Source organism: Clostridium fessum (assembly GCF_027698965.1).
Taxonomy (GTDB): Bacteria; Bacillota; Clostridia; order Lachnospirales; family Lachnospiraceae; genus Otoolea; species Otoolea fessa.
On sequence record NZ_JAQEQF010000004.1, the window covers coordinates 147,572 to 160,286 of the forward strand.

The 12,715-nt window shown below is 45.7% G+C and carries 8 protein-coding genes; all 8 read left to right on the forward strand.

Translation table 11 applies throughout. The features are described 5' to 3' along the window. The first annotated feature begins 359 nt into the window (after positions 1-359). The 8 genes from mgtE (at position 360) to cas3 (ending at position 12,606) form a co-directional block, all read left to right on the forward strand. Positions 360-1,715 carry a magnesium transporter gene (gene mgtE, locus PG862_RS07000; RefSeq protein ID WP_022360674.1) on the forward strand — a complete coding sequence of 452 codons (1,356 nt, stop codon included), beginning with the start codon at positions 360-362 and terminating at the stop codon, positions 1,713-1,715. Between the two features lie 162 nt (positions 1,716-1,877). Further along, entirely contained in the window at positions 1,878-3,335 is a 1,458-nt protein-coding gene (gene gltX, locus PG862_RS07005; protein ID WP_118743178.1) for a glutamate--tRNA ligase, read from the forward strand. Between the two features lie 281 nt (positions 3,336-3,616). Continuing rightward, positions 3,617-5,458, forward strand: coding sequence for an ATP-dependent helicase (locus tag PG862_RS07010; protein ID WP_270234386.1), 1,842 nt, complete (start codon positions 3,617-3,619; stop codon positions 5,456-5,458). Positions 5,459-5,688: 230 nt separating this feature from the next. Next, positions 5,689-6,138 carry a hypothetical protein gene (locus PG862_RS07015; RefSeq protein WP_270706936.1) on the forward strand — a complete coding sequence of 150 codons (450 nt, stop codon included), beginning with the start codon at positions 5,689-5,691 and terminating at the stop codon, positions 6,136-6,138. Between the two features lie 192 nt (positions 6,139-6,330). Next, on the forward strand, positions 6,331-9,087 hold the full coding sequence (locus tag PG862_RS07020; protein ID WP_270706938.1) for a YDG domain-containing protein: 2,757 nt from the start codon (positions 6,331-6,333) through the stop codon (positions 9,085-9,087). Positions 9,088-9,117: 30 nt separating this feature from the next. Beyond that, positions 9,118-9,408, forward strand: coding sequence for a hypothetical protein (locus PG862_RS07025; RefSeq protein ID WP_270706940.1), 291 nt, complete (start codon positions 9,118-9,120; stop codon positions 9,406-9,408). Positions 9,409-9,578: 170 nt separating this feature from the next. Further along, positions 9,579-10,127: a Uma2 family endonuclease gene (locus PG862_RS07030; protein ID WP_270487962.1), complete on the forward strand. Its 549-nt coding sequence runs from the start codon at positions 9,579-9,581 to the stop codon at positions 10,125-10,127. 319 nt (positions 10,128-10,446) lie between these two features. Next, positions 10,447-12,606 (forward strand): CRISPR-associated helicase Cas3', encoded by a 2,160-nt coding sequence (cas3, locus tag PG862_RS07035; RefSeq protein ID WP_333563194.1) that lies wholly within the window; start codon positions 10,447-10,449, stop codon positions 12,604-12,606. The last annotated feature ends 109 nt before the right edge of the window (positions 12,607-12,715 follow it).

Genomic DNA, 12,715 nt, shown 5'->3' on the forward strand with positions numbered 1-12,715 from the left:
TAACAACGTTTTTTTGGATAACTTCGATAAAAAGATTGCTATTTTTTCATTCAATTATTATAATAAAAAGAGACATCCGGTATCGAGCATCAATCTGCCGGATGTTTTCATGCGAGAAAATCAGGAGAGGAGTGAACACAATGGAAAGCCGGAGTCATAAGGCGGAATCAGACGGCAGCTACCCAGAACCGAAGGCAGCGTACACATGCATTTGCAGGAATGACAGCTGCAAACAGCGGATTCCTTGTGTACACTGCCGCATCTGTGGATAAGTTTCCGGCATTCTGCCTGTGTGCAGGAGCAGGAAGGGAGCAGCCTGTCCGATTTCCAAAATGACAATATTTTGGAAGGAGACGGGAATGTTAGAAGAAGAGAAGAAAGAAGAGCTGCTGGCTCTGCTGACCGGGAAGAAGTACCGGGAGCTGAAAAGCCAGCTGGTCGAGATGAATGAGGTGGATATTGCCTCATTTATCGAAGAATTGGATTCAGAAAAGACGGTCGTTGTATTCCGTATGCTGCCGAAAGAGCTGGCATCGGAGGTATTTGCCTGTCTGGAAGTCGAACAGCAGCAGCACATCATTACCAGTATTACGGATAATGAGCTGCGTGCCATCATTGACGATTTGTATGTCGATGATGCGGTCGATATGCTGGAGGAGCTGCCGGCGACGATCGTGCGGCGCGTACTTCAGAACTCCAGCCCGGATACGAGAAAACTGATCAACCAGTTCCTCAATTACCCGGAAAACAGCGCCGGAAGCGTCATGACGGCGGAGTACGTGGGACTCAAGAAAAATATGACGGTGGAGCAGGCATTTGATTATATCCGGAAATATGGTGTGGACAAGGAGACGATTTACACCTGCTACGTCATGGATGAAAAACGCCGCTTAGAGGGCGTTGTGACGGTCAAGGATCTTCTGATGAATGATTATGCGGCGCTCATGGGCGATATCATGGATCCGCATGTGATCAAGGCGTATACGACGGAAGACCAGGAAAAGGTCGTGGAGACGTTCAATGAGTACAACCTCTTGAGTTTACCGGTTGTGGACGGCGAAGACCGTCTGGTCGGCATCATCACGGTCGATGATGTCATGGATGTCATGGAGCAGGAGGCGACGGAGGACTTCGAGAAGATGGCGGCGATGCTGCCGAGTGAGAAGCCGTACCTGAAGACGGGCGTGTTCCAGCTTGCGAGAAACCGTATTCCGTGGCTGATGATCCTGATGTTGAGCAGTATGGTGACCGGCGGTATTTTGTTAAAATATGAGAATGCCTTTTCGGTAATTCCGCTTTTGGTTACGTTTATTCCGATGCTGATGGATACGGGCGGAAACTCCGGCAGCCAGGCGAGCACGATGATCATCCGTGGTATGGCGGTCGGCGAGGTAGAACCGGCGGATATTCTGAAAGTTATGTGGAAAGAAATCCGCGTGGGAATGCTCTGTGGACTTTCTCTGGCGCTTGTCAATTTCGTGCGCCTGATGATCCAGTATCCGGGGCAGGTACTCATCTGCCTGACGGTAGTTATCAGCCTGTTCTGCACGGTTATCATCGCGAAGACGATCGGATGTGTGCTTCCGATTGCGGCGAAGACGATCCATCTCGACCCGGCGATCATGGCGTCGCCGATGATCACGACGATCGTGGATGCGTGCAGCCTGATGATTTATTTCCAGCTGGCGTGCCATCTGCTGAATATGAAGGCGTGATATAAATTACCTGCCTGCTGGCCCATGTTTTCGTATGGTCAGCGCAGTAAATGCGCAGACTTACGGAACAGTTACTTTATTTAATAATTCCAATATTTTAATTATTTCTAGGAAAGGAAAAACTGTTTGGAACATAAGCTTCCAGACAGCCGTGTGAAAAGTATGACAAAGATCAGAACCAGATACGCACCGAGCCCGACAGGCAAAATGCATGTAGGAAACTTAAGAACTGCATTATACGCATACCTGATTGCAAAACATGAGGGCGGCGATTTTATCCTGCGAATCGAGGATACCGATCAGGAGCGTTTCGTTGAAGGCGCGACCGAGATCATTTACAATACGATGCGCGATACCGGACTGAAGCATGACGAAGGTCCGGACATCGGAGGTCCGGTTGGCCCGTATGTACAGAGCGACCGTCAGAAACAGGGCATCTACATGGAATATGCGAAGAAGCTGATTGATAAAGGCGAAGCTTATTACTGTTTCTGCGATCAGGAACGCTTAAACAGCTTAAAGAGAGAAGTAAACGGCGAAGAGATCATGACCTATGATAAGCACTGCCTGCACCTTTCCAAGGAAGAGGTAGAGGCAAACTTAAAGGCAGGAAAGCCGTTTGTCATCCGTCAGAACAACCCGACCGAGGGAAAGACTACCTTCCACGATGAGATTTACGGGGATATTTCCGTAGATAACTCCGAGCTGGACGATATGGTTTTAATCAAATCGGATGGATTCCCGACCTACAACTTCGCAAATGTGGTGGACGATCATTTACAGCAGATCACCCATGTAGTCCGCGGTAACGAGTACCTGTCTTCTTCACCGAAGTACAACCGTCTGTACGACGCATTCGGATGGGAGGTTCCGGTTTATGTGCACTGCCCGACCATCACGAACGAGGAGCACAAGAAGCTGAGCAAGCGAAGCGGTCATTCTTCCTATCAGGATCTGATCGATCAGGGCTTCGTTTCCGAGGCAGTTGTCAACTTCGTTGCCCTGCTTGGCTGGTCACCGGAAAATAATCAGGAGATTTTCTCCTTAGACGAGCTGGTAAAAGAGTTCAACTACAAGAATATCAGCAAATCTCCGGCGGTTTTCGATATGGTAAAACTGAAATGGATGAACGGCGAGTACATCAAGGCGATGGATTTTGATAAGTTCTATGAGATGGCAGAGCCGTACATCAAGAAAGTAATCACCAAGGATCTGGATCTGAAGAAGATCGCGGCGATGGTTAAGACGAGAATCGAGATTTTCCCGGATATTGAGGGACACATCGATTTCTTCGAGACACTGCCGGAGTACGATCCGCAGATGTATGTTCACAAGAAGATGAAGACCAATCTGGAGACATCCTTAAAGGTATTAAAAGATGTTCTGCCGATTCTGGAAGCACAGGAGGATTACTCCAACGACGCTCTGTACGCGGCGTTGTCCGAGTATGTATCCAAAGAGGGCGTTAAGACCGGCTTCGTAATGTGGCCGATCCGTACCGCTGTATCCGGCAAGCAGATGACACCGGCAGGCGCGACCGAGATTATGGAAGTGCTTGGCAAGGAAGAGTCGATCAGCCGTATCAAGAAGGGAATTGAGCTTCTGGAGGCACAGCAGTAGGCTGTCGTAACCGTCGATGTTCGACTTGAAGCAAGTTTGGCTTCGCAGATTAAATCAGTAGGTAGTAAATAAACAACTGCTTTTTCATGTATCGTAGATGCATGAAAAGCAGTGAAAAGGTGCGCTTTGTGAGAAATACATTCCAAGGCGCACTTTTCTTACATTTGTACTTGACAGATTTGCTTCAGATGCGCGGCAGAAGGATGTCTTGCACATCAAAATGCGAATTTCGAAGCAAATATGCCGAGATATTCTTGAATTGTGGAGTAAGGAAACAGGAAATGGCATTCAGTAAAGCACAGACACAGGCAATCATGCATAAAGATGGTCCCATGATGGTTCTGGCGGGACCGGGATCAGGGAAAACAACGGTGATCACCCATCGGGTCCAGTATCTGACGAAGGAGTACGGAATCGATCCGGGGGATATTCTTGTGATTACCTTTACCCGGGCAGCAGCCGAGGAGATGCGGGAGCGGTATGAAGCATTGACCGGCGGCGGCTCCAGAGTCACCTTCGGCACGTTTCATTCGATCTTTTTCAGGATCTTAAAGCTGGCATACCGATATACCGCTGACAATATTGTCCGGGAAGAGCAGCAGATGCAGTTTGTTCGGGAGCTGGCTCAGGCCGGAGGTCTGGAGCCGGAGGATGAAAATGAGTTTGCAGCCTCCATTTTAAGTGAGATAAGCTCTGTCAAGGGAGAGAGGATTGCACTGGAACATTACTATTCCAAAAACTGTCCGGATGCAGTTTTCCGTCAGCTCTATGCGGGCTATGAAGAGAAAATGCGCCGGGCCGGACTCATCGATTTCGATGACATGATGGTGCTGTGTCTGGAACTTTTTACGGAAAGAAAAGATATCCTGTCTGCCTGGCAGAGGAGGTATCGGTACATCCTGATTGATGAGTTTCAGGACATCAACCGACTTCAATATGAGATCGTGCGGATGTTAGCCAAGCCGGAAGATAATCTTTTTATCGTGGGCGATGATGATCAGTCGATTTACCGGTTTCGTGGGGCCAAACCGGAGATTATGCTGGGGTTTGAGCGGGATTATCCGGGTGCCGGACGGATTCTTCTGGATGTGAATTACCGAAGCACCGAGGAGATCGTGGCACCGGCATTGCGGCTGATCGGAGAAAACCAGAAACGTTTTTCAAAGGCCATCCATACAACGGGACGGCATGGGAAGAACGTGATCACGAAGCTCTGGCAGGATCCGGGGGAAGAAAATCTGGCCATTGCCAGGGAGATACAGCTGTATCTGCAGTCGGGAGTGCGGCCGGGGGATATCGCAGTTTTATACCGGACCAATGCTGGTCCTCGTTTTCTGATGGAAAAGCTGATGGAATACAACCTTCCCTTCCGGACAAGGGATACGGTGCCGAACCTCTATGAACACTGGATTTCGCGAAATATCCTGACCTATATCCGGATCGCCATGGGAAGCCGGGCGCGGGAAGATATTTTGCAGGTCATCAACCGTCCGAAGCGTTATATCAGCCGGGACGCGATGCCGGATGAGACAGTTTCGTTCGAGAGGATGAAGGTATTCTATGCGGAGAAAGACTGGATTGCCGAGCGGATCGAGAGTCTGGAAGGCGATCTGCGGGCCATCGCCCGGATGTCACCTCTGGCAGCCGTCAATTATATCCGCCAGGGCATGGGATACGATGAATATCTGATCGAGTATGCGGCATTCCGGCGGATGCGGCCGGAGGAACTTTTAGAGACTGCCGATGAGTTAAAAGAAAGTGCGGCGGGTTTCAAGACCTTTGACGAGTGGTTTGCACACATCGAGGCGTACAAGGAGGAACTGCTCCGGCAGGCGGCGCAGCGGCGGACGGAGACGGATGCGATCACGCTGGCGACGATGCACAGCGCCAAGGGGCTGGAATTTCCCATTGTCTATATTCTCGATGCCAATGAAGGCATCACACCGCACAGCCGCGCGATGCTGGACGAGGATATGGAGGAAGAACGACGTCTGTTCTATGTGGCAATGACGCGTGCAAAGACCCGGCTGCATGTATATGCGGTGCGGGAGAGGTACCATAAAAAGGCGGAAGTATCGCGGTTTGTGTGGGAGTATCTGGGGCGGGATGGAGATAGCAGGTAACGAAATTCACAATGAAAATCGGGAAATCAGGTAAAAAAAGTTGAGGACAAAGGAGAAATGTCGTTCGGTTCCAAAAGTGCCTACCCGTGAACAGTAACAATAACGGTACCAAGCATATATTGTGTATGGTTTATTGACATTTTTTGAAAATTGTTCAATAATAACAGTATGAGAATTAAACTTCATGGGCGTCAAAAGAGATGAAAGGTAAACAGAGAGGAGATGGGAGAATGAAAAGTATACGAAGGGCGGCAGCGATGTGTCTGACAATGACATTGGCAGTATCGACATTATTTGGAAATACAGCATGGGCGGATATGCCGCAGAAGACAGAGAAGAAAAAATGTGTCCATGTGCATTCCGAGGAGTGCTACGGCGAGCCGGATGAGGAAGCGACCTCGTCCCAGATAGGAGAAGAGCCGACGGAATGTACCCACGTCTGCACTGTAGAAAGCGGATGCATACGGAATACAGCCGTGTCTTCCGGTACGAACGAGGACGATTCTGAAACCGGGCCGGATGATGAAGAAACCAACGATCAGAAGGATTCTGCTGACAAAGCGGAGAATGACGAGAAACAGGAGGATGCACCTTCCGTCAGTACACCATCGGATATGGAAGATACGACAGTTCCAGGCGGAACAGTGATACCGGCTGTGAAGTCCCAGATCTTCTCCTGATCCTGGTATGATCCGGAAGAGAATCTGCTGGATGGCAAATTAGAGCTTAGCGGAGTTACCGAGGAAGCCCAGCCATCCTTCGAAGAAGTCACGGAGTACTTACCAGAGGCTATTATTGCCCAGGTCGGAGCGGAAAGCGAAGCTGGTAAAGAGGAAAAACTTCCGATCACTGGCTGGAGCTGTAACGAGTATGTGCAGGATGAAGAAGGCCGCTGGCCGCTGGAAGGCACCTATGAGTTTGCAGCAGAGCTGCCGGAGGTATATGAACTGGCGGAAGATGCAGAGGCGCTGGTGGTGGAAGTGTCTGTGACGGGAGACCAGGCGGCATTGACGGTATATAATCCTAATAATGTTGTGTTAAATGTAAATTTTGAAGAAGGGAAAACTTGTAAAGGTCTTGCCTATGATGAGAGTGGGTTTTCTAGTCTTAACGACGACGTAATGAATTTATTGAACGCTCGCGGTATAGAGGTTACTAATTCAGGAGAAAATAGCTTTCAATTAAGAATGACGAATGCTACTACCATACAGAACCTTGAGTTAAGCCGGGGAACATGGGAGATAGTATTAAATGGAAGCAATGTATTAGAGGGAAAAGGAAAAGGTGTTGGAGGAGTTGGCCTCAAAATTAAGGAAAATGTAAGCGCGACGATTAAGGAAGGAACAGCACCCGCTTCTTTGACAGCTAAGAATTCTCCAACGACAGGAACAAGTAGGGATGGATCCAGCGGAATAGTGGTCGCAGGCATCTTGACGATAAAAAGTGGAACGATAGAAGCAACTGCCGATGCGGGAAACAATAGCGATCCATTCTCAGGAGGCATTGTTGTGGGAAGCGATGGAATTTTAAATATTAACGGAGGCGCTGTTACTGCTGCGGGAACAGGCAAGAATGGCGTGCTTGTCCGTGGAAATTTCCGGATGACGGGTGGATCATTAACGGCAACTGGAAGTGGGAAACCCGGAATTGAGAATGAGGGTAGTTTTGAACTTTCAGGTGGAACAATTTCAACAAGTGCTGATAATGGTGGAACAGGATTTGTGCAGAGGGGTAAACCTGCAATGATCAGAGCCAACGAACTGATTACGGATCGATTATATATTACTAAGGATAGTTCCTTCACTGTTGCAAGTGGCGGAAAGGTAACCTCCGGAAGTACGACAATTAATAGTGGCACACTTACCAATGAAGGAGAATTTGTTTCAAACGGTCCATTTGTAAAAGAAAAAGACGGAACATTTATCAATAAAGGCACAATCAGCGGAAACGGAAGTCTGCCCGATGATTTAAAGCAGAAACCGGATCAAATTACAGGTTATACAGCGGAAATTAGTAGAGATTATAGCGAAAATATGTCGATCGATGTTCCAAGCCTTGCGGGTATTCATCAACCGGATAGAGCCGGAAACCTGCAATATGAACTTGCTGAATATACAGGAAGTGATAAAGGAGAAGGAACGATTAACGAGAAAACGGGTCAGTTGACGGTGACCAAGGCTGGTGTATTTAAAATCAAGGTGAATACACAGGAAAGTGGATTATATGAAGCCGGAAAAAAACCGGTTTATATAACATTGACGGTTAATAAAGCAAAGTTTCCTGATTCCTGGAACTTGAGCGTAACGGCTGCCAGCGGTGAATATAGGGGAGGCCAAGGATATCCGGCAGCTGCCATTAGCGTAAGTGGTATTCCTAATGGTGCAGGATATGAATATCAGCTGAAGAGTACAAATAGTACGGGTGATTTACAAGAAGCTCAGTGGAAGTCGGAGTGTCCGAGGATTGTGAAGGTTGCAGAGTCTGATCAGTTTGTATTTGTAAGAGTGACAGTAGATAATTACAAGTCGAAGATATTTTGCTCTCGCAACCAAACAAATATTACCCAACGGAGTTTTACAGATACAAAAGTAACACTTGAACCAGAGAACGTCATTTATAATGGTCAATCCCGGAACCCGGAGATCAAAGTGGTTGAGAACTGGCAGGGAGCTTCCAGAGATGAAGTGAATAAGGCGGATTATACAATCAAATATTGGACATATTGGACAGGAACTGATAATAGGGAAGTTACAGAGCGAAAAGATGCTGGAACATACACTGTCCATCTGTTGGGACAGGGAAATTATAAGAATGAATCGAATACAGCTATATTTACAATCGACAAGTGTAAATTAAATGCGCGGATAACCGGAGGCTCTTTCGATAAAGTCTATGATGGAACGACAGATATTAGGGAGGAGCAGAATTTATCCGTTCAGCTTTACAGTGATTCCGGTACTCCTGATTCTCAGGATGTTCGTGCTGACCAGGTGAATTTGGCATATCAGAGTGCGGATGTTGGAGAGCACAATATTGAGGCGGCAAATATTACGTTAGCAGGTGACAATGCAAAGAATTATGAGCTGACAGAAAGTAGCGCATCCATCAAAGGCAGTATCATAGCACGTGATTTCGCATCCATGATTGTGTCGGCAGATCCGCTTACCTACAATGGTACCGAGCAGAAGCCGCAGATCCATGCATCTGTGGAAACCGGTCTTTCAAATGTGAGTCCGGATGCAGTGGTATTTACTTATTCTAAGAATGGAGTGGATTACCAGAGTGAGATCCCAGGCTTTACAGATGCGGGAACTTATCAGGTATATGTGAAAGCTTCGATGGCCAATTTCAATGATGCTGTAAAAACAGTCAATGTGACGGTTCAGCAAGCGCCTTCAAGCTCAGGCAGTCATTCAGGCGGCGGAAAAGACAGCGGCGGAAAAGGCAGCGGCGGAAAAGGCAGCAGTGGAAAAAGCAGCAGTGGAAAAAGCAGCAGCGTAAGTTCCGGCACAGTAACCAAAGATAGCCAGAAAGGCTACCGCAGCGAGGAGCAGGGGGTTATCACCGGTGCATCGAATCAGGCAGTGAATGACGGTTACAGCCATTGGATAAAGGATGCCAGAGGCTGATGGCTCCGCTACAGTGACGGCACCTGGCCTATGGGCAATACCGGTGCATTTCATTGGGAAAAAGTCAACGGCAGATGGTGGGCATTTGGCGCTGAGGGATATCTGAGTACCGGCTGGATCTATGACACCCTGTACCAGGGATGGTTCTATATGGACGAAAACCAGGGTATGCTTACAGGATGGCAGTTCATCAATGGAAAATGGTATTATCTGAATTCGAATCACGACGGCAGTGCCGGCATTATGTATTCAAAACGCCGGACACCGGACGGCTGGTATGTGAAAGAAGACGGCAGCTGGGATGAAGAAGTGAGAAGATAATAGGTAAAAGAGTTATTTAAAGCGGTTGATCGGGAGGTCAGCCGCTTTTTTGACAACATTTTGGCTTTAAAAATTGAAAACGTATCAATGAATCGATTGATAAAAGAACGGAGATACGATAAACTATTTATTATAGAGGAAAGTATATTTTAGCCGAGAAAGGAGGAGCTATGCCATTACCTAAATACAAAACGTATACAGTACAAGATATATATGATCTTCCGGAAGGAACCCGTGCAGAATTGATAGATGGTACCATGTATATGATGGCACCTCCAAGCCGGGCTCATCAGGAAATTGTAGGCGAATTATTTGCAGCTATTCGGGACTATATTAAGGAGAAAGGCGGGATATGCAGGCCTTATGTCGCTCCGTTTGCAGTATTTTTAAATGAGGATGATCATACTTACGTAGAGCCGGATGTAAGCGTGATCTGCGATCCATCTAAATTAAATGATAAAGGATGTGCGGGAGCACCAGATTGGATTATTGAGGTGGTTTCACCGGGAAGTCAGCGAATTGACTATATGATAAAGCTTTTTAAATATCGTACAGCCGGTGTCCGTGAATATTGGATCGTGGATAAAACGAAAAACAGGATTATTGTGTATAATTTTGAAAAGAATGATATGAACGAATATACATTTTCCGATCAGGTTCCGGCAGGGATTTATGATGATTTGAATATCGATTTTGCAAAAATTGACGAATTGCTGTGAGCGTTGAATGGTTAGTAAATTGGAGTGGGAAGTATAATAAGAAGCACTGTGGGTTGATTACAAGAATTGTTTTAGGCGGTTGATTATGGTATTGATCAGCCGCTTTTCTTTTGAGGAAAATTGTGTCAATATATGGATGATTTTAGATGGGATGTATATACGACACCTATTAGGTAGAGGTTACTATATATGGAAATGTGTGATATGATTGATTTATGGAAATTCAGATGAATTTGCAGGAATAAATTTCACTGCGAAGATTGATAATCTGTAGATGACAAAATGGATAGGAGCGTGATAAGTGAGAGGGGTGGGAGTGATGAAAAAAGACAAGATGAAATATCTGGCACATATTGATGGTAAACGTGAACAATCAATAAAAGAACATCTGGAGGGGACTGCTGTACTGGCAGCAGAGTTTGCAAAGTCCTTCAAAAAAGAGCAGTGGGGTTATTGTGCTGGAATGCTGCATGATATAGGAAAATATTCAGACGCATTTCAAGAGAGGATACGTGGAAATAATACTAATCAAGTAGATCATTCTACAGCCGGGGCAAAGATTTGTATGGAAAAAGGTGGTTTCTACTCTCTTCTGGGGTATTGTATTGCCGGTCATCATGCAGGACTTCCTAATACAGGAGCAGGAACGGGACTTGATAAATCAACTATGTATGGAAGATTGAAGAAAAATGTGGAGGATTATAGTTCTTACCTAGATGAAATTGAGATTCCGGCATTACAGGAGATTCCCTTTGATCCGAATGTGGTGATAAATCCGGATTTTTCATTGAGTGTATTTATTCGTATGCTGTACTCTTGTTTGGTAGATGCAGATTTTTTGGATACCGAGCAGTTCATGCTCAATGGAAAGGTAGGGAGAGATTCAGGAGAATCTTTAGAGGTATTAGAACAGAGACTTTCTGAGTATATAAAAGGATGGCTTGAAAATAAAGATTTGACAACCGTCAACGGTCATCGCAGCGAAATCTTGAGAAGTTGTATTCAAAGAGGGGAAGAAGAACCGGGAATGTTTCAGTTAACCGTCCCGACCGGCGGAGGAAAGACGTTGGCTTCCCTTGCGTTTGCCTTGAAACATGCAGTCCGATATGGGATGGAACGAATTATTTACGTCATTCCATATACGAGTATTATTGAGCAGAATGCATCTGTATTTCGTGAAATTCTGGGGGAACGGAATGTACTGGAAAATTACTATAATGTAGATTATGAATCATCGGAAGAATTAAAGCCAATGCAGCTGGCAGCAGAAAATTGGGATAAACCCGTGATTGTGACGACGAATGTACAGTTTTTTGAATCATTATTTTCCAATAGATCATCTAAATGCCGTAAATTGCATCGCATCGCAAATAGTGTAATTATATTTGATGAGGTACAGATGCTTCCAACAGATTACATGCTACCATGTCTGGCACAGATGGAGGAATTGGTTCAGAATTATCATTCTAGTCTGGTTCTTTGCACTGCGACTCAACCTGCCTTGGAAGGATTATTTCAAAAGAAGTGGAACATTCGCGAATTATGTCCGCAAAAGGAAGAACAGTTCGCTTTTTTTAAACGAACAGAGTTTATCTCGATGGGAAAGGTTAGTACGGAGGAGTTGGAAGATCGTTTAATAGAGGAAACACAGGCGCTCTGTATTGTTAATACAAAAGCAAGAGCTCAGTCTTTGTACCAGCGATTAAAAGAAAGAGGAGCAGAACATGTATATCATCTTTCTACTGCTATGTATCCGAAGCATCGAAAAGAAGTGTTAGAGGAAGTTCGGCAGAGATTAAAAGGGAGTGATGAGTGTATTCTGATTGCAACCAGTTTGATAGAGGCTGGAGTGGATGTGGATTTTCGGTCTGTATATCGTCAGCTTGCCGGAATCGATTCAATCGTTCAGGCAGCAGGACGATGTAATCGTGAGGGAAAGCGATCGGTGGAAGATAGTAAGGTGTATATCTTTACATTTTCAGAAAAAGAATATATGCCGGGACAGAGACAACAGATGGATGTTGCCTCTAGCTTGATGGATGAACAAGTGGATTTTTCAGCACCGGAGACGGCGAGAGATTATTTTAAGAAATTGTATTATCTTCGAAGGAATGAGTTAGACAAAAAGAAGATAATGGATGAATTCCAAAGAGGAGTTTATAATTTTTCAACAGCTTCGAAGAATTTTAAATTAATTGAGGAACATACGGTAACAATTTTTATTCCTCAGGAGGAAGATGCAAAACAACTGCTGAAAGAAATACGATATAAGGGATATACAAAATCTTTGATGAGAAAGGCAGGTCAGTATTGCGTTAGTGTTTATACAGGAAATTATGATAAATTGGCAGCTTCAGGAATGTTGAGACCAGTGTCAGAGGATATAGAAGATTTATATGAACTTTGTTCGGGTGACGGGTATACAGAAGAGTATGGACTTCGGTTGGACATAGAGATGGGAATGGGGGTATTTATGTAGTAAGAATAAAGTCCAGCAGGAAGTTAATTCTTGCTGGACTTGTGGTGCATTACTGCAAATGCCAATATTTCAATCCACAGGTTGTTGTATAGTTCACCTGACAGATAAA

Coding starts and splice junctions, on each gene's coding strand:
- PG862_RS07025 (WP_270706940.1), top strand. CDS start 9,118: ATGGGCAATACCGGTGCATTTCATTGGGAAAAAGTCAACGGCAGATGG.
- cas3 (WP_333563194.1), top strand. CDS start 10,447: ATGAAAAAAGACAAGATGAAATATCTGGCACATATTGATGGTAAACGT.
- gltX (WP_118743178.1), top strand. CDS start 1,878: ATGACAAAGATCAGAACCAGATACGCACCGAGCCCGACAGGCAAAATG.
- PG862_RS07015 (WP_270706936.1), top strand. CDS start 5,689: ATGAAAAGTATACGAAGGGCGGCAGCGATGTGTCTGACAATGACATTG.
- PG862_RS07030 (WP_270487962.1), top strand. CDS start 9,579: ATGCCATTACCTAAATACAAAACGTATACAGTACAAGATATATATGAT.
- PG862_RS07010 (WP_270234386.1), top strand. CDS start 3,617: ATGGCATTCAGTAAAGCACAGACACAGGCAATCATGCATAAAGATGGT.
- mgtE (WP_022360674.1), top strand. CDS start 360: ATGTTAGAAGAAGAGAAGAAAGAAGAGCTGCTGGCTCTGCTGACCGGG.